A 22,295-nucleotide genomic window follows, 5' to 3' on the forward strand; every position below is an offset into this window, starting at 1 on the left:
GAGTTTTATACTTTCCAGGTAGTCGCTCTTCTCCCTTCTTTTTTATCTAATGGTTATGGTTTTGTTCTTTATCTCATAGGCGTTTATACTGTTAGTTTTTTGTATTCCGTTCAATATTTCTTCTATTGTTTGTTTTTTACTTAAAAGTCCGCTGAATTTTACTTTCTGCAGTTCTGGGGAGCCGAAGTAAATCTGTACATCATACCATCGGGACAAGACTTGAATAATCTCACTTAACGGCTTGTCCTCAAAGTAAAAATAACCCCTAATCCATGCAGTGTCGTGATTTACATCCACGGAGTACTTTGACAATTGATTGGTGCTATAATCCCAAACAGATTGTTCTCCGGGATGTAGTTCGGCATGTTTATCCTTGGCTGCTATATGCACCTTTCCTTCCACCAAGGTGGTATATATTCTTTCTTCATCGTTATATGCTTTCAGATTGAAGGCGGTACCGATCACTTTTACTTCTTGTCCTTTCGCGATAATTTTAAAGGCATCTCCTTGGTGTTCAGAACTGGGGGAAACAACCAAATAAGCTTCGCCATATAGCAATTCCACAGCTCGTGTTTCACCAGGCCGAAAGGCGATGGGATATTTTATCTTGGTATCCGCATTTAACCATATTTCAGTACCATCTGCAAGTCTTAATTGATATTGCCCTCCTCTCGGCACGGCCAAATAATTAAATACGGTGTGTAGCTGAGCGTTTTCTTGTTTATATTCCAATCTATCCCCCTTACTTTGTGCAACTTTATTTTTGAAAGTAGTCTCAGGGCTTAAGACTACTTGAGTTCCGTCTTCTAGAATTAAAAGAGCCTTATCAGTTCCTGGTTCAATAGCGAGCTGCACTGGAGCTTCTTGCTCAGTTTTTGGAATGTTGTTGTAGGTGAGGTATGAGACAGAAAACAATAATAAGGCAATGGCGGCCGCCCTATACAGTCTTGGCATTAGGGTTCTTGACGGTTTTTGTAATCTTTCAGCCACTTTTGCCCAGTCATTCTCAACATCAATTTCTTTCAATTTTCCCAGTTGCTCTTCTACGGCTGGCTCGGAGAGATTTTTCCGAATATGGTTCTTGGTTTCCTTATTTAAATAATCTACCTCCTTTAAGGCGGCAGACTCTTCACCTATGGAATGGCTTTTGGCCAATTTGTTTGCCAAGGCAAACAGACGTTCGTAGATTGTCATCGTGGTATCTTTATACCTCTAAAACAATTAAAATGTTGAAGTGTCTAAAATTAAATTGGAAAAATTGAAAATAAATATTTTAAAGGGGCCAGTAGGATCTTTAATTTTTGATAGGCCAGGCTTTTTTGAGTTCTTACCGTACTTGGGGTGATATTGAGTTCTTCGGCAATTTCATTGTTGGTATACTTGTTTAGCGAGAGCGAAATCACTTTTGCAGATTTTTTCGGTAGCTTTTCTATAGCCTTGTAGAGTAGGGCATAGGTTTCTGCAGTAACCATTTCCGAAAAAAAATAGTCCTCGGACTGTTGTATGGACAAGTCTAGGGGGGCGGCATTGACTATAGTTTTATAGTGCTTGCTTTTTAGGTAATTAAGACAATGGTTTTTAACGGTGGTATAATAGTAGGCTTTGGTAGTGTCGTGGTGTGTAAATGTTGGCTGCTTCGCCCATATTTTAATAAATACCTCCTGAACGATGTCTTTAGAAGTATCCATATCGTTGAGATACTTATTGGCAAATAGGCAAAGAGGTGGATAGAGGGCATCAAAGAACGATCTATACTCCGCTAATTTTTTGAGATGTGATGTACCCTTAGGCATAGCATTGCGATTTTTAAGGGAATGAATTTTTCCAGCGCTGTCTGCACCGTCTTACCTTCTTAACAAGGCAGTTGAATCAAACTACACCACAATACTATCTGGTTTTAAAAACCCATAGAAAAAAGTGGGCGCGGAACTCAACTTATTGTACTAGAGGTACTGGTATACCGTGCAACAATAAGAGAGCCCACGCCCGGGTCGTGAGCAATCTGCTTATCGTCTCGTTGCACAAAAATTACCAGTTTTCTAGTACGAGATTCAAAGCGAAAGCTTCTAATGTTTTGCTCTTAGAAGAATCGCAAATTTAAATAATTGAGTGCAATATAATAAAAATATTTATTCAATACAAATATGTATCGAACAAATAATAAGTTTTTTTCAAATTTTACTGGATGACAAAGTATAGCGAAATAGAACTCAATCTTATAAATATTCAAATAGGTTGTGTTATAAGATTGGCTAGACTAAAGAGAAATTTGTCTCAGCATGAACTTTCCCTAATAATAGGTACAAATCCAACTATGGTAGGAAGGGTTGAACGATTCGAAAATGAAAGTAGTTGGAATAAAATATATTGTATAAGTCAACAATTAGAAATCAACTTTTTTGATTTATTTGTTTTGAAGAGTAAAGAGGAATTATTGAACATTGTTGACGAATCATTAAGTCTTGAGGAAAAACTTACTACGGTCAAAAGAGATTACTACTTTACACTACGTTCAACAATTACAGCCAAATTTAATTCTTTGTCAAAAGATTAAAGTAGGGTTTATGTTTTGCTGCACTATCTACCTACCATCTACCTTAAAGGATTAAAATACTATGTGCAACCAAAATAAAGTTTATATAAAACTTGCATTCAACTTAATATAACTAATCTTCCCATCCACAAAGTGTCCGACCACCCTTCTTTGCGTCACTCAAAGAAACAGAGTAAATATCTGTCGAACAATTTTTAAGACCTCTACAGTTTTTTTTATAATGCTATCTTTTATTTTTTGGGCCTTTGCAGATGTATACTTCAGATACATCGACAGAAAATGAGGTGAGAAATAAAAATGTTGGGCCACCACTAAATATTGTTTTGTTTTTTTGTCGTTTATAATCTTTAAATGGGGAGGATATTCAATTATGATAATTTGTCTATTAGATTCTTACAATTTATTAAGCGAAAGAATTGTTTATTTTGTATTCTCCATTTTGGCACCACAGCTTTATGTGAAGGTTGGTCTATTAAAAAGCATGTACTTGCGGTTTTCTGTAATGTAGTTATCGTGGATTACCTTATATTTGAATTTATATATAATTAGGAACAAGTTCGGTATATGCAATTTGAGATTGAGTATATAGAAATGCAATCCCACCTCCATAGAATTAAATGCAAGAAGATGCAAAATTTCTACTGAATGAACAATCAATAAGATTTAAAGCCCTCTACAATGAGACGACAATCTCAGATTTAGGTGAAGTCATTTGCACCCTCAAAGGTATCTCTCTCATTCCTATCAGTGCATCTGTTGCACCCTTAACTATTAAAGAAAATTTCATTCATAAAATAGATGAAAATAAAACTGATTTGGAAACAAAACTTTTTCAAGGGCAATACTATTTAAACGTTGTTGATTATACACTTGGAGAAATTGCATTTGCCGCCAATTTTCATTGTACTGAATGGCTTGCTCAGATATGGAAGTTTCTGATTAATGATCCAAGAACAGATGAGATAACCATAACTCTCACCGATGAAAGCATAAGAAATTATATTCTCGAAGCAAATTCTGACTATTTCAAATCTACCGAGCAAATTGATGAATTTTGCATTCTGTACAACATTTCGATAAAAGACCTTGTTCAATCTGCGAGATTTACTCAATTAGAAATTCAGTTAGCAAAAATCTCCGCGCGACTTTCCTCCGAAATATTCTTCTTTCGAACAAAATTATTTTCGGAACTGCTAATACAAAATATTAACAAAACCATTTATTATTATGAGGAAGATGGAATCAAGAAAATAAACTCAGAGAATAAAATGGTTTATGAAAAATGGAAAGACTCTCAACTTGAAAAAATTCAATTAGCACAAAAATACACCCATTCTCCCTACGTATTTGATGATTCCGAACAATATCAAAATTTCGAATCACTTAGAACATATTCCCCAAGTTACAACTTGCCACAAGACCTATTATCCGAAACTTTTTATTGGATTGACAGCTTTCCCAAAGTAAAAGATAGGTTTAAAAGAGCTACGGATTTATTTAAAAAAGGAGAAGATCGCAGGGATTGCTTAGATAATCTGAGGTTATCATTGGAATTATTGATTAAAGACATTCTAAAAAATAATAAAAGTTTGGAAAATCAACTTGGAGGAATTGGAGCGTACCAAGACCAACTTGGAATAGGAATCGAAATTCGGAATACGTTTGTAAAAACAATTGAATATTTCAATAAATATCAAAATGAAAACGTAAAGCACAATATTGACATCAAGAGCGATCACGAAGTCGAGTTTATCTTCGGTTTGACAATGATATTTATAAGAATGTTAATAAAACCAAATAGAGAATATAACAAAAACATGATATAAAAAAGGTAACTATTGTAATCCATAATTTTTTAAAACCGAACTAATATAGCTTGCTTTGAGCGGCTTTGTTTTTTAATCTACCTGAAAATCTCTCCGGTTAAAATGCACGTTGTTACGGTTTTTAGTAATGATTGGGCTTGCGATTGTTATATATTTGAAAAGAAATTAATCCAACAATAAAACGAAACAGTGTCTGAATTAACTATCAAATTAATAATCATTTTAATTCCTGGGGCAATTGCAACTTTAATTTTTGGTAAGTTAATTTTACACAAAGAATGGAGTAGTTTTCGATTTGTACTATATTCAATTCTTTTCGGAATTATTTCATATTTATTTTTACAGTTGATTATAAACGGATTGAATCTTTTTTACTTTGTTGATTTACACGATTTGACAATTTGGAGTACTTTAAACAATGCTACACTAATTCCATATCAAGAGGTAGGTTTTGCATCAATCGTCTCAATATTAATTGCATTAATAGCTTCAATGATTGAGAATAGAAAAGTGATAAATAGGGTTGCAGGTTTTTTCGGAATTTCGGCAAAATACGGTGATGAAAATCTTTACTCTATGTTTCTCAACTCCAAAAATGTGCAGTTTATATATTTAAGAGATATAAAAAATCAACTTACTTATCACGGATGGGTAAAATCATTTTCTGAGAATGACGGTGTTTCCGAAATCCGACTTGCAGATGTGGCGATTTACAATTATTCTGATTCTAAATTTCTGTATGAAGTTAGTGAAATATATTTATCTTTAAATAAACATGAAATAATAATAGAAATAGCAAATTTAAAAGAAAATGGACAAAAAGCAACCAAACAAAAGTAATGGACAACAGGGCGAATCAAAGAATAGCTCAAATAAACCTAAACCAACAATTTCAAGAGTGGAAACGAAACCACCACCATCACCTAAGAAGAGTAAATAACTGTTGGGACAGTTAAGAAATTAATCATTTGATCTTAATATAGAATCCTACGAAAATGCCATGTTGACTGGACGGGAATCTCTCAGATTGTCTTTATTGGCGAGGGAGTCGCTTACCCCAATATTGCACTTTTGTCCTTACTGAAGCAGGTTAAGTGGAAAGCGTCTTTGTTTTTTGTTACATTGTAATGCCAATGATCGGTTTTTTAAAAAAAAAGCGAAAAATCCTTATGTTTGATATTCTCTCTGGCTAAAACGCACGCTGTTACGGTTTTTCGTACTGGGGGGGATAGCGTTTGTTTTAGAGGTGAAAATTAATATTTCATTAAATTTAATTCTTCTATCCTAATAGCCATAGCTTCGGTGGAAACATTAAAAAGATTTGATAGAGAGGTATGTTCTCCATTGTCAAATAATTCTGTTGAAACTACCATTCGAGAAAATTCGTGAAGGTTTTTGAATTCTTTTTTCATACCTGCTACACTTCGGCCTCTAAATTTAAATGCAGTATCGTCATCCAAATTAAGAAATTTCGTTTTAAAAATTTTTTCGAATTCCATAATAACCAATTTTTTAGGCATAAGAAAATTCGTGGCAAATTTATCTGCTTGGATTTCTGTAATGCTACGAGTTTTTCTATTTTGTGAACAATCTGCAGGAATATCTCGATGCATGATGGGCTGTGAATGCATAAGGGCATGACCTAACTCGTGAGAAGCCGTAAATCTCTGAACTTCATTAGAATATTTTTTAGAAACAACTACTAATTTATTCGTCTGGTCAATTAAACCCGCAACTTCATTAATGTCCTCATCTTCTGTTAGAACACCATAATTTGATGAAGAAAAATAGTCATAACCTAGTACTCGCTTTAAAATTATATCTGGGTGTAATATTTGAAGGTGATTTTTTGGGGTATTATTTCTCCATATTAATTTTCTATTTTTCCATATAAAATTTTGTAATTCCCTCGTACATTCCTCCACATCAATATAACTTCTATTTCGATACTTTTTAAGTATTAAATTTATACCTTCAAAGAGTGGTATTTTCTGGTTAAATTCATTTTTTAGTACTTCTATTTTTGAAGTGGCGAGATTATTAAGTTCTTGGTAATCAATATCTAATTGATCTACTTTATTTACAACTGAATTTGTATAATCATATTCATCCGAATTAAAAGATAAAACATTTAGTCTAATTATAGATATACAACCCGAAATAGCAGATATCGAGCCACTTAAGCCAACTTGTGAATCACCTCGAGCTGACTTGAAACCCTTATCAAAAACTATTGCTGCGTATTCTGCTAGTTCTTTACAATTAGATGCGATTTGAAAGGGTATAGAGATAGAAATTTTTAATTCTCTAAGAGCCTCAATTCTTAATTGATTTTTCTTGATTTCATTTTCTTCGTTGTCTCGAGCCTTTCTTAACTTAATTGTCTTATCAAATTGTTCCGAATCGAATTGGAACAAATCTTCTAGAGAAGGATATATTCTTGAATCTATCTGTTTTTGAATATCTAAAAGTTCAAAAATATTATTAGCATATATATGTCTTCTTTTTTCCTCAGCCGTTAAACTAATAACAGTCGAGATTAATTTTGCGGAGACCATACCCTGAAATGCAGCCGCGCTTCCAGAACCAGGTTTATGATTACCAGCTCCAAATTTATGCATTAACTCCCTCACGGTTTTATCTAATAAATCAGATTCCATAGTAAATTTATAAGCGGTAAATATAATCTTTTAAATGTAATTAATTATTTATGAGTGTGCTACATACAGTTTTCCAGCATAAGTGTGTGAGAAAGTGAAAAAGTGATATATTTGGTATTCTCCCCCGATTAAATGCAGGCTGTTACAGTTTTCTATAATGGGATTTATTAAGGCACTTATTTGCTAAATTGAAAATATAATATGGAATTAGTTCAACAAATAATAAATGACTTAATTGATGATGAAAAATCATTAAATTCCGCTCTTCTAAAAACCAAAGTCCTTGCAAGCAGAATCCAAAATAGCGAACTTCTAACTTGGGTAAACAGTGAATTATCAGGATATAAAAAATATGAAGATTTACCTGATTATAGAAAAAATATTTTCAATGATTTAAAGGGTAATTTTTTGAATGGAAGAATGAAGTATGTGAATACTCAAATTCCTACTGTTGGATTGGAAGAGGAATTCGAAAGTCAATTGAGAACTAGTGAATTTATGATGAGTATTTCTTCTCTAGAAAAGCTCATAAAATCTGAAAAATCATCTATTCTTACTTCTCCAGTTCGAGCAGAAATTGCTGCAATAATAGAAGATAATTGGCAGAATATGGGTAATCCTTATTTACAAATCATTTCTGTCTACAAGGAAATGTCAAAAAATTCCATTGTAGAAATAATTAATAATGTTAGAAACAAATTACTAGATTTCATGCTAGCAATTGACGGGAAATTTGGAGATCTAGCTACAATTTCAGATTTAAAAATGAAAAAAGACGAAGTCAAGTCAATAGTAAATAATACGATTATTCAAGGGGACGGTAATGTTCTTAATACAGGTACGAAAGTGCAGATAAAAAATTCGCCGAAAATTAAAAAAAATTCAAAGAAGGATCTAACAAGTGAACTAAAGAAAATTGGTGTTGAAGATGAAGATATTGTCGAACTTGCAGAAATTATAGATGCTGAGGAACCTGATATTGACAATAATAAATTTGGAGTTATTGTAAATAAATGGATAGGGAAAATGATTCAGAAATCAATTGATGGAAGTTGGAATGTTAGTATTGGAGCCGCTGGATCAATATTATCAGAGATTATACAAAAATATTACGGAATGTAAATCGTCATCTTCTCTCTTAAAGTTTAAAATAGATATTATCAAGCAAATATTTTATATCGCATTTAAAAGTTTTATAGGACAATGGCTGCTCTGTGATTCTTCTCAGTTCATTGGATGCTCATAAATTTGTCTGCTATAGATTGGGAAAGCTATAATGAATTTTAACGAAAGATAGTGCGATGAAAATGGCACATAATAGATATTAGAAACAAAAATCTATTTAGATTTCTTATCTTTCGACGCTGATTCATCGTTGAGCCGTGATTTGTACTTCGCCATTTCGTCCATCGACTTAACCATTGATTTGGTTTCAAACAATAACCCAACATACATTGCGAAATCTTGCAATAGCGATACCACAATTTTAAGGATTTGGGGCAACACAATAACCAACCCTATGTAGATATACCAATATTCTCTTAGTGTTTCCATCTTTACTTTAATATTCAGATTATATTTCATATTGGCGAAAAGGTAATTAGCCAACATTTCAATCAGTGTGACACCTATTTTTACATATCATAAAAATTCAATTTCGGCATTTTGTATTTGATTGTTTTATAGTAGGTTGTAGTTCGTTCAAATCTTTTTTAGAAAAATTTGGGCACTTTTGTCACACTGTCACTTTACCTCCATAATCAAAAAAAAATCAATATCATTAACTTTGTAAATTGAAGGTAAGAGCTAGCCTTTTAATAAAAAAGGACATCGTTTTAACCCCTTGGACTTGCAAGTTGCGACATTGTTGTTTTATAAAAAATCACAGTTTTATAATTGCTCTTTTCTTCTAAAGTTAGAAGGGCTCGTTGTTAACTTCATCTTTCCTTAAATAGGAAACGGTAATACAGCTTCCGCTGGCGCAGACGTGAAGTCTGTGACCTCCAAATTGTCTCGCCCTAGAAAGTCCACTTAGTTTCCCGCTGCAATAATGTGTTAAATAATGGTTTTAAAGAGAGACTCTAACATCTCTGAATAACGGGCATTATAGGGGAGTAGGTTAGCATACCCTAGTTTACCATGAACTTAACCAAAAAGAGAAGTTATCGCCTTGAAACGCAAATTGAAAAGTAAAAAGTTAAAATTCACCAACAAATAATGTCTTGTCTGATTGCATTAGTGTAGTGTTCAAAATTATGTATATATAATTCAGAGCGTAAGTATGTACAATTTAGGCTGCTTCCATCTATTGTTCATGTACCTTTCAAGCTACTCGAGTGCTACGTTTATGCTAGTGTTTCCTTAATCAACCCCTAGTATCATGCTACTATCATAATAATTGTCTGCTATATTTAGTCTGCAAAACTATCTTCGAGTTTTAAAGAAACCCCTCATTATCAAAGTGAGTTAGTTCTTGATCTCACGCGGAAGAAGGCCTCTGGCCCGTGTAATGGCGGTATCTTTTTTCGTTTTGTTTTAATAGCCTATAATATGCTTTTATTAAAGCCTACTCAAAGTCTAATATAGGCCTATTATTATTATTATTATTAACTCGTAGATATTAACCTCAGGTAAAATGCAAACCATCAGCAGGATAGGTTTGGGTATAAGAAAAGTTTAAGGCTTTTTATTACATAAAATTGCTTAAAATAGATGCCCTTATACGTTTTTCATATTCTTTTGATTCATAATAATGTAAAAGTTCATCAGCATTGTTGAGCTCATCTTTCAGTTGATTAATCTGCAGTAACAACGCGCCATCTTTTTCATTATCGGGAGAACGGGAATGCTCTGCATCGCGTGAATAAATCTCCGGTGCTTTAAAAAGTTGAGGTTTTTCCTTAATATATACATCGTACGGTGGTTTGGGAGCGGTGATGGAAAAGTAAAGCGTCATGAAAATGGAGGTCAACGCAAGAATAGCAGAAATAGATAATGACCAATAGGCAATTCTAATAGCTTTGGTTGAAGATTTTTGAGCAACCTGAGCCTGTTCTCGTGCTTCTTTGAGCTCTAAATAATCCAGATATTGTTTTACAGTCTTCCCCTTTAAAAAGTAAGTTTTATTCGAAAAATCTCTATAGGCTTGTAAATTTTCTTTATCCCTAAGATCCTTTACTAATACACTATAATATTTTTTCATAGCTGCAGAACCCTGAATAGGCATTAAGGGTGCGTCAAAATTTTTTATAAACCACTTGATAAAAGTATATTCTCTTCGACCTTCTATGGGAGCTAATGTTTTCGACTGTAATAACCTTTTTAAATCTTTATAAGTAATACCCTCATTGTGGGAATAACCTATCTCCATTGCCTGAATGTAGATATTTGTTTCCATTTGAAATTTATTTGGCAAGTCTAAAATAATCAAAATTTAGAAAAGCGTTGTTTGATTACTTACTTATAAATCTCTTTTGCCAACATTGGCGTGTTATTGTAAAGTGTGTATATTTTTTAGTGTGTTTGCAATGTCATTTGCATTTTATAAAAAAACAGAGGAAATCATTATATTTGGTATTCTCCCTGGTTAAAATGTTCGCTGTTACGGTTTTCAGTAATGGGTGGGTTTTACAATGAACAATTTACCTTTGGCCGCGATTCCGATTTGGGGGTAATGTAATTTGATACCTTATGGACAGCCGAAATGAAAAAGGCCTAAACAATTCGAGCCAGAAAGAGAATTTGGATTTTAAGAGATTGGTTGATATAATAAGCAACTATCTCTTCACCGAAAAAGAACCCTTGCGTGATGAGGTTATTGCGGTAATGAACGAACGGCCAAGCTTATAAAATAGAGCAAATTCATCAGAAGGGATAATTACAAAAATAAAAGACTTTATCAATACCTTTATGGAGGGAATGGGGCAGGAGCCGATAAAACAAAGCCTTCCCAATGAATATTAATTGAAGAGGCTTGAAAAAAACGGAGTTTGTTGGGCCCCCATAGAAAATATATAGATAACAAAAATTTGTTGAGAAATGATTAGAGCTTATACTACAAAAAAAGGGACAGGTATTGCGATTTATGGAGATTATACCGATTTAAGTCTCCTGCATGAAGTTATTCATAAAATTGCAATGGCACTGGATGCAGATAATGATAGTCAATCTGGAAAGCATCAGCTATTAATGAACTTTGCATACGAAATAAGGAAAGCGAAGGAACAGGCCCGACTAATTGAAAATTTTGATATTAATGGAGAGCAGGTAACTCTTTACGGAACACAGATAGTTTGGCCGGATATTCTAATTTTCACCAATGTGTTAAGACAATATACAGGCTATCTTGCAATAGATAAGTTGGAACAATCCATGCTATATCTTTTGGAGTATTCCATTGAAAAAGCTATGCTTCAATACGATGAAGTAGGAGCAAAGGATTTAAAAAAATTGATAAGTACAGGCTTATATATAAACCAGCCATATATTTTTCAGCTTTATCAGTATGTACATTCCGATTTTACTTCCCAACCCCCAGGTAAAAGGAGGTTTAGAAAACTATATGGGATGTTGCGGGAATACCTTTCACCTTTTTCCGATTTAAATGAAAGGATAATTTCCGATCTAGAAAAGAGTGCCCAGAAGCTCAATTGTAGAGTTACAGATATTGAAGTTGGCAATTCTCCTAATGTTGAATGGTAATAATCTTGGCACTATCCAAGTGTATATTATGGTATTTAAGAATTAGCTTTTATGTTCTACAAAGTTGTTATGTATGTATGGATTCGCTCCAACAATTTTTCAAATTCAGGTTGGCCGCTATAGTAAAGGGATGCAGTTCCATTATATCTTTTTTTAAAGGATTCCCTTGTCTCTTGATTAGTTAATAAAAATGCCTCATTTTCAAAAATTGGAATTTCAAAATCTATCTTGGGAAAGCGCGCCTTTTTGTGCGCTTTATAATCTTCCGTTCCAATAAATGCCAGTACTTCATCATTTGCCAATAAGCTGTACACATCATAATATTGACGCACCAAATTGGGGTGTGGTTCTGCGCTATTCTGCTCTAGTCTATATTTTAGTAGCGATTACTTTATCGCGAACTTCAGCATTAATTAAAGCAAGAGTCTGGTCTTTAGCTTGCCCACTAAGTTGGGCTCTTGGGGTGTGCTATTATCATTGGTTTTAGCTTGAGCATTAGGTTGGTCTATAAATTGTTTAAACTCTGTAATCTTATCAAAAGAAACATTCTCATTATTAACTATATGGAATTTATTAACGGGTAATACTATTTGGTAGAAATAAATACTCTGTATATTTATTTTAGAATGCTATTTTCAAATGATTTCCGACCCTAAATTTACTTTTAAGAATACTTATCTTTGAGGGCACAAAGATTACATCTTTACATTATCAATTAAACGGTTATGAATAAAAATCTTACAACTTCGAATGTTCACAGGAAAAATATTCTGAACAATAGGTATGCTCTTTTAGAGATTGAGAAAGAGGTCGCCTTTCCGGGTATTTTATTTGAGGCCACCATAAAATATACTAAGAAACAAATTTCCGATTTTTATGAAATAGATGTAAGAACTATTGAGCGTTATATAGATCAGCACGAAGAGGAGCTTCTTGCTAATGGTTATGAGATATTAAGTGGTGAAAGACTTAAAGCGTTTAAAGAGGCATATTCATTTATAGTAATTAATAGAGACGATCGAAAACCTATTAATGGGGATGTTACCGACATTGATGTCGGAGACATATCTAAAGCTCCTAAACTAGGAGTATTTGACTTTAGAACTTTCCTAAATATAGGAATGCTTTTAACAGAGAGTAATAGAGCTAAACAAATTAGATCTCTAATACTTGATATGGTTATAGATACAATCAATGCCAAGATTGGTGGTGCTACAAAATATATCAATCAAAGAGAGGAAGAGTTTCTGCCAAGTGCAATCAGAGAGTTTAATTACAGAGCAGCTTTTACCACGGCATTAGATGAATGTATTGTAGATAATAAATGGAAATATGCCCAATTTACTGATGCTATTTATAAAAGTATATTTAATGAAAATGCCAAAGAATATAAGCAAATATTAAAATTAAAAGCTACCGACTCTCCCAGGGAGACTATGTATTCAGAAGTATTAGACCTTATAGCTGCATATGAAAATGGTTTCGCGGACGATTTAACAAAGAAGTATGAAGAAGTAGGAAGGAAATTAACTATCCCTCAAGCAAATTTACTCTTTAAAGAATTCGAATTAAGAAGTCAATCCCTTTTAAAACCACTTTTGGAAAAGGCAAGAACATTAATGGCCAGTAGAGATATGGTCTTTAGAGATGCCTTACATGAAAAACTCAATAATTATGTTACCCATTTGAACGAAGCAGAATTTGATAAGTTTTTAGGTAAGCATAGCATATCACTAGAGGAAAGATTAAAAGATAATATAGACGTGTTTAAGAGACTTAAAAATAGGTAAAAATGGGAGTCAACTATTTTACCTTGGAATACGCGATTAAAGAGCACGACTTTATTATTGAAGAATCAGGTGGTGCCCAGGGTATTAACGCTATAGGTTTATTAGAAAGTATTTTAGATCATATACAATACGATCTATACTATCCCGAATTTGAAGATAAAATCACTCACTTGGTTTTTTCAGTAAATAAAAACCATGCCTTCAGTGATGGAAATAAGCGAAGTAGTATAGCATTAGGTGCATATCTTTTGGAAATAAATGGTTTGGAATACTGCATCGATAAATTTATTATTGAAATGGAAAACATTAGTGTCCAGATCGCAGATAATAAAATTGGAAAAGATTTACTTCATAAGATTATTTACTCAATAGTAAATGAAAATGAATTTAGTGAGCAATTGAAACTTGAAATTATTGAAGCAATAGCTTAATAATTTTAATCTAATTAAACACTGCCAAAATGCTCTCTATGGCGATCAAGATATCCCAGGTTGTGGACCCTCAATTTGCTTATCTTTTCTGTACCATACTCACCTAATTTTTTGATAGTCTTGTTTTTTATGGCGCTTGATAAGATGATTTTGCCTGTGTTTTTAAAAGTTATTAGATGGCAGTCGAAGAGGGTGTCATAGGTACTTCCCTTTTCAACAAATTTTGAGTTGGAATGTTTTTTATGTTTCAGGAACTCAAACAATTTCTTCATAAATATATCGCTTTGATGTAAGGTTAGTTTATGGATTTCTGGTTTACTTTATCGATACAGTTTAAATCGTCCCACTCTTCATAAATTAAAACTTTACGGTTCTCCTTTTTCAATCACTTCCTTGGGGTAGCGCATCGTTTGGTTTATCCCTCATTTTGGCTGTAAATATGGTTTGACTTCCGAAATGTTTTGAAAGTGTCAGCAATGCTTTTTCTGTTCTTCTGGGGATAAAGAGTAGTCCCAGAAAACAAATCATCCACTTTAAGAACTCAAATAATCCTAGGATCGTTTTGGGTAATGCTAATGCTACTCCTAAGATGATTCCGTATTTAGTGATTGTATTTTCCATGTGCTTTCGTTTAATACTTAGTAGTTCCTGATTTGTAAAGCCAAGCTACAATATGGGTTTAGGATTCATTGTGACAACTGTTTTTACACGACATAATAACTCAATTTTTTTGTTTTGTATTTAGTTGCTCTACGGTAGGTTATAATTCGTTAAAATCGTTTTTAAAAAAGTTTGTAGCTTTTTGTCACACTATTATTTAACCTCCTTATCCACACAAAAAATCAACATCATTAACTTTGAAAATCGATGGTAAGAGCTAGCCTTTTAATAAAAAAGGACGCCGTTTTAACCCTTTAGAAGTGCAAGGTGCGACATTGTTGTTTTATAAAAAATTACAGTTTTATAAATGCTCTTTTCTTCCAAAGTTAGAAGAGCATTTTTATTGTTTTTAAATACCTTACGGTGCTAAGGCAAAATAAAGCCCTTAACTCGTCGACGGCCTCTTCCGTAAAATAATTTAGTATTAATAAATATTTAAGATAATTGAGGAATCCCTCAATTGAATGACTTTTTGTTTTTGTAAATTGTCCAAAATTTGTCAACTAAAGGTGGAAATCCTAGATATGATAGGCGAACGGATAAGAGAAATAAGAGAGGCTAATGGTATTTTGCTGCGAGAGCTTGCTGGTGAGGTGGGTGTGGATCCCGCGGTGCTTAGTAAGATGGAGCGTGGAGAACGTTCGTTTAGGAGAGCGGACATTGATATATTGGCCAAAATATTTAAGCAGCCCAAAAAAGGTTTGATAACCTTGTGGCTGGCAGATAAAATTTTAAAAACAACTAAAAACCAAGAGTACTCAAAGGAAGCGCTGCAACTTGCAATGGCTCGATTTGAGAACTAAGTTAATACCCATTATGAGCGATACATTAGATATGACGAGCCCAGATCTCGTTATCCAGAATTTTGAAAAACTTGCTGAACTTTTCCCTAATTGCGTCACTGAAAGTGCTGCGGGCAGAGCCATAGACTTTGACCTGCTGAAGCAAGAGTTGAGTCACCAAGTTATAGAGGGCAATAAGGAGCGTTACCGTTTGGAATGGCCAGGAAAACGCGAAGCTATTGTTACGGCCAACTTACCTACAACAAAAACCCTACGACCAATCCGTGAGGATTCTGTAGATTTTGATACTACAGAGAACTTGTATATAGAAGGGGATAATCTGGAGGTATTAAAGCTTTTACAGGAAAGTTATTTGGGCAAGATTAAAATGATCTATATAGATCCGCCTTATAACACTGGAAAGGACTTTGTGTATAAGGATAATTTTACGGAAGATAAAGCCGAGCACGAAAAAGAAAGTGGGCAACGGGATGACTATGGCAGACGTTTGGTAGCCAATCCAGAAAGTTCTGGGCGGTACCATAGTGACTGGCTTACAATGATGTACCCAAGATTGAAGCTTGCGCGAAATTTATTGACTGATGATGGGGTGATTTTTATTTCGATTGATGATAATGAGGTTCACAATGTTAGAAAGCTGTGTGACGAAGTTTTTGGTGATTTGAATATTGCAGGTCAAATAATCTGGCAAAAATCTAAGAAAGGTGATTCTAAATTAATTGCTAAAACGCACGAGTATGTTTTGGTTTACGTGAGAGATAAATCTTCTACCCTAGAAAATGGTAAATGGAGGAAGAAAAAGGATGGGGTTGATGATGTTTTAGATTATTACAGAAAGCTAGTTAAAAACCTAGAGGGTGAACACGATGCTATTTCTGAAGCAATGGTTGAATGGTATAGAAAAATGAAGGATTCCGATCCAAGGAAGGATCATAAGCATTATCGAAAATCTGATGACAGAGGCTTATATTTTCCATCTGATTTTGCAGGCCCTAATGATGGTAGAGAATCTAGACCACGTTATGATATTCTGCATCCGATAACAGGGAAAAGTTGTAAAAAACCATCTACAGGTTGGCGTTGGGATGAAAAAAGAACAAAAGAAGCTTTGGAAGCAGAACCTATGAGAATTCATTTTGGTGAAGATGAAACTACAATTCCCTGTAGAAAGAGTTATCTTAAAAATACCGCCTATGAGCCTTTTAGCTCGGTCTTTTATAAAGACAATAGAGGTGCTTCTAAAGAAGTTGATGATCTCGTGGGTAAAAAGGTATTTGATTTCCCGAAGAATACAGATGTCTTAAAAAGTCTAGTTGAGTTGGTAACTAAAACAGATGATCTCATTTTGGATTTTTTTAGTGGCTCTGGTTCTTTGGCTCACGCAGTATTAGATTTGAATGCTGATGAAAATGAAAACCGAAAGTTTATTCTTGTTCAATTGCCCGAGCTTACTGAAAATAAAAGCTCAGCTTACAAGGCAGGTTATAAAAACATTTGTGATATAGGCAAGGAGCGCATCCGCCGGGCTGCCAAGAAAATCAAAGGAGAAACAAACGCAGATATTGATTACGGATTTAGAGTGTTTCGCTTAGATGAAAGCAATATGCAAGATGTGTATTATAAACCCCAAGAGTATGACCAAGGGCAACTAGATGCTTTTGCAGATAATGTGAAACCAGACCGTACCGCAGATGATTTGCTGGCACAGATATTATTGGATTGGGGCTTGCCATTATCCTTGCCTATTGAGCAAGCAACTGTTGCAGGCAAAAAGGTGTTTAAGGTGGCTGGAAATTCACTCTATGCGTGTTTTGATACTGATATAGATGAAGACTTTGCAAAAGCAGTGGCAGAAGAGGCGCCGTTGCGTATTGTTTTTAAGGACAGTGGGTTTAAAAATGATACGGCCAAAGAAAATGTAAAGCAGTTGTTGAAGCAGTTGAGCCCAGAGACGGAGATGAAGGTGATTTAAGTTGAAGGTTGCAGGTTACAGGTTGGAGGTTGCAGGTTTCAGGTTGGAGGTTGCAGGTTGGGGGTTGGAGGTTGCAGGTTGGAGGTTGCGGGTGGAAAAAGGAATATACTTAATAAATAATAATTAAAGAGTGGCACTACCAATAAATATACGTGACTTAGTGCACGGGGAAACTGTAGAATGGGAACGTCTTGAGTTTAAACAAGGATGGAATCCAGAGGAAATAGTTCATACTATTTGCGCTTTCGCCAATGATATTAATAATTGGGGAGGTGGGTATATCGTGGTAGGGATTGGAGAAAATAATGGACAGCCCGTATTGCCGCCAGTTGGCTTACAACAAAACCAATTAGACCATATTCAAGGAGACATTGTAAGATTGGCTAATCAATTACAGCCTAATTATTTCCCCATAACGCAGCCTTATGTTTTTGATGGGAAACACATTATAGTTTTGTGGTGTCCTGCGGGAGATAATAGGCCTTATTCAGCACCTTCAACGCAGGGCGGGAAAGCGCAGCGTCACAGATATGTGCGCTTTGGGTCGCACAGTATTGTTGCTAGGGGTGTACTGGATGTTCAGCTTACTGAACTTGCTGCGCGTATTCCTTTTGATGATCGCGTTAATAACCAGGCTAGCATAGATGACCTAGACCTTGGCACTATCCAAGCTTATTTGCAAGAGATTAAAAGTGAGCTTTATGCCGAGAGCACGCGGATGTCGCTCACAGAGATTGCACGCGCTATGCTCATTGCCAAAGGCCCTGATGAAGACATACGGCCGGTAAACGTCGGATTGTTATTTTTTTCTAAAACGCCGGAAGCGTTTTTCCCAAGAACACAAATAGACCTTGTTTGGCATAGGGATTTCACTGGTAAATCTTTTAAGGAATATATTTTTAAAGGCCCTTTGCACGAACAATTGAGAGACACCTTATCCTTTATAAAAACCAATATTATAAGTGAGAAAGTAGTGAAACACAAGGATAGAGCTGAGGTTGATCGTTTTAATAATTACCCATATACGGCCATTGAGGAAGCTTTGTCTAATGCAGTTTACCATAAGAGCTATGAAATTGGAAGTCCTATTGAAATACAAATATGGCCCGACAAAATAGAAATATTGAGTTATCCAGCGCCTAAACCGCCGGTAACCAACGATATTCTGGGGAGTAAAAAACGCATTATAGCACGGGATTATCGAAACAGACGGATAGGGGATTTCCTAAAGGAGTTACACTTAACGGAGGGTAGGGGAACAGGATTTCCTTCCATTTATAATGCAATGGAAGAAAATGGGAGTCCATTGCCCATATTTGAAACAGATGATGAAAGTTATGTTCTTGTAACACTTCCTGCTCGAGGTAATGACCAAGCTAGTGACCAAGTTAATGACGGAGTTAATGTTCAAGTTGAAGCCCCTAAATTCAATACATTAGAAGATGTTGTTGCTTTTAGTAATGGGGTTAATAGTGGAGTTAGTGACCAAGTTAGTGACCAAGCTAGTGACCAAGCTAAAGAGATACTTAATAAGGAGCTTCATACCAAGATTGAGGCCTTGTTAAAAGCAGTTTTAAACTGGGAGAAACGTAGCGAGATAATGAGGACTTTGGATTTGAGTAATCATAGTTCAAATAGAGCGAGATACTTAGATCCTCTACTCGAGATAGGTTGGGTGCGGATGGAATATCCCGATACACCCACAAGTCCAAGACAACGCTATAAAATAACTAGCGCAGGAAAACGAATTTTAGAACTTATTACAGCATAATGAAGTTACAATTTAAAGAACAACAGTTTCAAGTAAATGCAGTACAGGCGGTGGTGGATTGCTTCGAAGGACAAGCGTTAAAAACCAATACGTTTACCTTAGAAAAAAGCCAGGAAATACTGCGCAGGGCCAAGCAAGCCAATACCAGCGAGTTTACATTGGAACTGGATCAGGATCTTGATGAGGCCATAGGCTATCGCAACAGTACTATACAGATCACCGAGACTCAAATCCTCAAAAATATTAATGCGGTACAGAAGCAGAATGAGCTTTTGGAAAGTGAAAAGCTAGAGCGGCCCAAAGGTATTCGACTGGGCTATAACCTTACCATAGATATGGAAACAGGTACTGGAAAAACCTATGCCTATATCCGTACAATGTACGAGTTGCATAAAAAATATGGGTGGAGTAAGTTTATTGTTATCGTTCCGAGTATAGCGATACGTGAAGGGGTTTATAAATCTTTTGAGGTGACGCAGGATCACTTTCAAGAAAAGTATGGCCATAAGATAAAGCCGTTTATTTATAACAGTAGCCGGCCGCAGGATATTGAAAATTTTGCATCTGATAATCGAATCAGTGTTATGATTATCAATACCCAAGCATTTAACGCGAGAGGGAAAGATGCTAGGCGTATCTATCAAGAATTGGATGATTTTGGAACTAGAAAGCCTATTGAAATCATTGCGCAGACCAATCCGATTTTAATTATTGACGAACCACAGTCGGTTGATGGAGTGCGAACGCTTGAGAGTATGCAGGATTTTAATCCTTTATTCACATTGCGCTATTCTGCTACCCATAAAGTTGATTACAATAAGATCTATCGACTTGATGCACTTGATGCGTACAATAAGAAACTGGTTAAGAGAATTCAGGTAAAAGGAATCAATCTTAAAGGTTCTACAGGAACTACGGGCTATGTGTATGTAGAGCAAATTTCATTGAGCAATACGAAACCGCCAGTGGCGCTCATTGAATATGAGCAACGCAGTGGAACAGGGGTGAAGCGTGTTCGAAAGAAATTGGAGAAAGGAGCTAATCTATATGAAATATCGGGGAATATGCCCCAATATAAAAACTGTACTATTCAGGAAATAGATGGGTATTTCAACAAGGTAGTTATAAATGGGGAGGATATTTATGCTGGGGATGCCATAGGGGATTTGAACGAAAAGGATTTTAGAAGAATTCAAATTCGCGAAACTATTTATTCGCATTTACAAAAAGAGAAGGAGCTTTATGGGAAAGGGATTAAGGTGCTTTCGCTTTTCTTTATAGATTCGGTAGATAAATACCGTGTGTATGCTGATGATGGAGAACAACTACTGGGAGAGTATGCCCAGATTTTTGAAGAGGAATATAATATAGCACGTAATGAGTTTTTGGATCTGTTTAATCAAGATTACAATGATTATCTAAAAGATACAGATCCTAGCACTATTCACAAGGGCTATATGCCTGGAAACTATGGTGCTTATTTAGGGCGGGACAATCCGGAAGATGTACACGATGGTTATTTTTCGATTGACAAAAAGAAAAAACTGGTAGATCCTTCTGTTAAACGAGGTGCCGAAGATTCTGATGATATTTCGGCATACGATCTTATTATGAAGGATAAGGAACGGCTGCTCAGCTTTAAGGAGCCCACGCGATTTCTGTTTTCGCATTCAGCGTTAAAGGAAGGATGGGACAACCCTAATGTGTTTCAGATATGTGCTTTAAAAAATAGCGATGCTACCATACGACGGCGGCAGGAAGTGGGACGTGGTATGCGTTTGTGCGTTAATAAGAATGGAGTTCGGCAAGATTTTGATACCGTTGGGGAGCAAGTGCACGAGATTAATAAATTAACGGTTATTGCCTCTGAGAGCTATGAAACTTTTGCAAGAGGACTGCAGTCTGAAATTGCCGCAACCTTAAAGGGCAGACCGCAAAATGCCGATGTTGAATATTTTGTTGGAAAACTTGTGCAAAATGAAAAGGGAGATGAGCATAGAATAGATCCTGTACAGGCTAAAAAATTGAACAAGCATCTTTATAAAAATGATGTTTTGGATGATGATGATAAAATCACAAAAATAGGAAGAGAACTCATAGACCAAGATAAGGTTCCGCTAACAGAAGAGTTGGAAGATTTTAGAACCAGCATAACGCAACTTCTAAAATCGGTTTATACAGGGGAAGTTTTAAAACCAGAGGATGACAGAGAAACTATTGTAGTACGTACTAACAAAAACTTTAAAAAGAAGGAGTTCCAAGAACTATGGAACAAAATTAATCTCAAAACTATTTATGAGGTTAATTTCAATACCGAAAAGCTAATAAGGGATAGCATCATAAAAATCAATGCCGACCTCAACATTGCAGATCGCCATTATGAAGTGAAAAGTGGGGAGTTGGAAGATGGTTCTATGGCTGAAATGCAGGAGGGTACTCTTTTTAGAGAAACAGGGCGGAAGTTGGATAAGATTAAGACCGACCTTTATACCGATACCGTTTATGATATTGTGGGGGAAATTGTGAATGGCACGAATCTGACTCGGAAAACTATTGTAGCTGTTTTAAAAGCCATCAAGCAGGAGAAATTTTTACTCTTAAGAAAAAACCCAGAGGAATTTATCGCCAAATGCGCCAAGTTGATCAATGAGGTGAAGGCGAGTATGATTATCAATAATATCGTCTATCACAAAACCGAAGAACGTCACGATGCACACACCGTATTTACGAACGATAAATACAGTACGCGTCAATCTGATACCCTAAAGAAACATATTTACGATTACCTCACAACTGATTCGGGAGTGGAAACCCGTTTTGCTGAGGCCTTGGAAAATAGTGTTGAGGTTTCTGTATATGCAAAGCTTCCGAAGAGTTTTTATATAACAACGCCTGTGGCCAATTACAGTCCAGACTGGGCCATTGTGTTTGACAGGGAAAAGGTGCGTGAGATTTATTTTGTAGCCGAGACCAAGGGATCAGATTCAGATCAAGATTTACGGGAGATAGAGAAGCTCAAGATTCATTGTGCTACTGTCCATTTTGAGGAGATAAGTAATAAGGAGGTGACGTTTAGTAGGGTGAGCAGTTATGAGAAGTTGTTGGAGATTATTGAATTGAGGTAGGG

Annotated in this window: 20 protein-coding genes; 12 read left to right on the top strand and 8 right to left on the bottom strand. The window is 35.2% G+C overall.

The features are described 5' to 3' along the window. Positions 1-42: 42 nt before the first annotated feature. A complete protein-coding gene (locus tag G440_RS0111615) occupies positions 43-1,194 on the bottom strand; it encodes a FecR family protein (RefSeq protein WP_026451468.1) in 1,152 nt (383 codons plus the stop codon). Between the two features lie 50 nt (positions 1,195-1,244). After that, the gene (locus G440_RS19885; RefSeq protein WP_034259444.1) at positions 1,245-1,793 is read right to left on the bottom strand and encodes an RNA polymerase sigma-70 factor; all 549 of its coding nucleotides are present in this window, start codon (positions 1,791-1,793) and stop codon (positions 1,245-1,247) included. 392 nt (positions 1,794-2,185) lie between these two features. Between G440_RS19885 and G440_RS0111625 the strand changes: the two genes are divergently transcribed. The 3 genes from G440_RS0111625 to G440_RS19895 all read left to right on the top strand — a co-directional run bounded on the left by G440_RS0111625 (position 2,186) and on the right by G440_RS19895 (position 5,220). Next, positions 2,186-2,554 carry a helix-turn-helix domain-containing protein gene (locus G440_RS0111625; RefSeq protein WP_026451469.1) on the top strand — a complete coding sequence of 123 codons (369 nt, stop codon included), beginning with the start codon at positions 2,186-2,188 and terminating at the stop codon, positions 2,552-2,554. A gap of 815 nt (positions 2,555-3,369) precedes the next feature. Next, a complete protein-coding gene (locus G440_RS20720; protein WP_157417956.1) occupies positions 3,370-4,380 on the top strand; it encodes a hypothetical protein in 1,011 nt (336 codons plus the stop codon). 189 nt (positions 4,381-4,569) lie between these two features. Then, positions 4,570-5,220 (top strand): hypothetical protein, encoded by a 651-nt coding sequence (locus G440_RS19895; RefSeq protein WP_051285323.1) that lies wholly within the window; start codon positions 4,570-4,572, stop codon positions 5,218-5,220. Between the two features lie 413 nt (positions 5,221-5,633). On the opposite strand, the gene G440_RS0111645 is transcribed toward G440_RS19895, so the two are convergent. Then, positions 5,634-7,040: a cyclodeaminase/cyclohydrolase family protein gene (locus tag G440_RS0111645; RefSeq protein WP_026451470.1), complete on the bottom strand. Its 1,407-nt coding sequence runs from the start codon at positions 7,038-7,040 to the stop codon at positions 5,634-5,636. A gap of 201 nt (positions 7,041-7,241) precedes the next feature. Here G440_RS0111645 and G440_RS0111650 point away from each other — a divergent pair, with 201 nt between their 5' ends. Next, positions 7,242-8,162, top strand: coding sequence for an AbiTii domain-containing protein (locus tag G440_RS0111650; RefSeq protein ID WP_026451471.1), 921 nt, complete (start codon positions 7,242-7,244; stop codon positions 8,160-8,162). 216 nt (positions 8,163-8,378) lie between these two features. Here the strand turns inward: G440_RS0111650 and G440_RS0111655 are convergent, their stop codons facing one another. Together G440_RS0111655 and G440_RS0111660 are read right to left on the bottom strand one after the other, a co-directional pair. Then, entirely contained in the window at positions 8,379-8,594 is a 216-nt protein-coding gene (locus tag G440_RS0111655) for a hypothetical protein (protein WP_157417958.1), read from the bottom strand. Between the two features lie 1,135 nt (positions 8,595-9,729). Continuing rightward, the gene (locus G440_RS0111660) at positions 9,730-10,437 is read right to left on the bottom strand and encodes a hypothetical protein (protein ID WP_026451473.1); all 708 of its coding nucleotides are present in this window, start codon (positions 10,435-10,437) and stop codon (positions 9,730-9,732) included. A gap of 293 nt (positions 10,438-10,730) precedes the next feature. Here G440_RS0111660 and G440_RS21235 point away from each other — a divergent pair, with 293 nt between their 5' ends. Further along, complete coding sequence (locus G440_RS21235) at positions 10,731-10,889, top strand: hypothetical protein (RefSeq protein WP_157417959.1); 159 nt, start codon at positions 10,731-10,733, stop codon at positions 10,887-10,889. A gap of 189 nt (positions 10,890-11,078) precedes the next feature. After that, positions 11,079-11,741 carry a DUF6904 family protein gene (locus tag G440_RS0111670; RefSeq protein WP_026451474.1) on the top strand — a complete coding sequence of 221 codons (663 nt, stop codon included), beginning with the start codon at positions 11,079-11,081 and terminating at the stop codon, positions 11,739-11,741. Positions 11,742-11,797: 56 nt separating this feature from the next. Here the strand turns inward: G440_RS0111670 and G440_RS0111675 are convergent, their stop codons facing one another. Further along, a complete protein-coding gene (locus G440_RS0111675) occupies positions 11,798-12,073 on the bottom strand; it encodes a hypothetical protein (RefSeq protein ID WP_157417961.1) in 276 nt (91 codons plus the stop codon). A gap of 393 nt (positions 12,074-12,466) precedes the next feature. On the opposite strand from G440_RS0111675, the gene G440_RS0111680 reads away from it, so the two are divergent. Beyond that, positions 12,467-13,531 (top strand): hypothetical protein, encoded by a 1,065-nt coding sequence (locus G440_RS0111680; RefSeq protein ID WP_026451476.1) that lies wholly within the window; start codon positions 12,467-12,469, stop codon positions 13,529-13,531. A gap of 2 nt (positions 13,532-13,533) precedes the next feature. Then, positions 13,534-13,962 (top strand): type II toxin-antitoxin system death-on-curing family toxin, encoded by a 429-nt coding sequence (locus G440_RS0111685; protein WP_026451477.1) that lies wholly within the window; start codon positions 13,534-13,536, stop codon positions 13,960-13,962. Positions 13,963-13,976: 14 nt separating this feature from the next. Here G440_RS0111685 and G440_RS0111690 read toward each other — a convergent pair whose 3' ends face one another. Continuing rightward, on the bottom strand, positions 13,977-14,234 hold the full coding sequence (locus G440_RS0111690) for a hypothetical protein (protein WP_026451478.1): 258 nt from the start codon (positions 14,232-14,234) through the stop codon (positions 13,977-13,979). A gap of 109 nt (positions 14,235-14,343) precedes the next feature. Beyond that, positions 14,344-14,583 carry a hypothetical protein gene (locus G440_RS0111695; RefSeq protein WP_026451479.1) on the bottom strand — a complete coding sequence of 80 codons (240 nt, stop codon included), beginning with the start codon at positions 14,581-14,583 and terminating at the stop codon, positions 14,344-14,346. Positions 14,584-15,131: 548 nt separating this feature from the next. Here G440_RS0111695 and G440_RS0111700 point away from each other — a divergent pair. From G440_RS0111700 to G440_RS0111715, 4 genes are all read left to right on the top strand, one after another. After that, positions 15,132-15,425, top strand: a complete 294-nt coding sequence (locus tag G440_RS0111700; protein ID WP_245574856.1) for a helix-turn-helix domain-containing protein — start codon at positions 15,132-15,134, stop codon at positions 15,423-15,425. A gap of 13 nt (positions 15,426-15,438) precedes the next feature. Further along, on the top strand, positions 15,439-17,397 hold the full coding sequence (locus G440_RS0111705) for a site-specific DNA-methyltransferase (protein WP_026451481.1): 1,959 nt from the start codon (positions 15,439-15,441) through the stop codon (positions 17,395-17,397). A 130-nt stretch (positions 17,398-17,527) separates the two neighbouring features. Then, positions 17,528-19,168, top strand: a complete 1,641-nt coding sequence (locus G440_RS0111710; RefSeq protein ID WP_026451482.1) for an RNA-binding domain-containing protein — start codon at positions 17,528-17,530, stop codon at positions 19,166-19,168. Continuing rightward, a complete protein-coding gene (locus tag G440_RS0111715) occupies positions 19,168-22,293 on the top strand; it encodes a type III restriction-modification system endonuclease (protein ID WP_026451483.1) in 3,126 nt (1,041 codons plus the stop codon). The genes G440_RS0111710 and G440_RS0111715 overlap by 1 nt, the downstream gene beginning before the upstream one ends. Positions 22,294-22,295: the final 2 nt, after the last annotated feature.

The sequence above is a fragment of the Aequorivita capsosiphonis DSM 23843 genome, assembly GCF_000429125.1.
GTDB classification, from domain to species: Bacteria; Bacteroidota; Bacteroidia; order Flavobacteriales; family Flavobacteriaceae; genus Aequorivita; species Aequorivita capsosiphonis.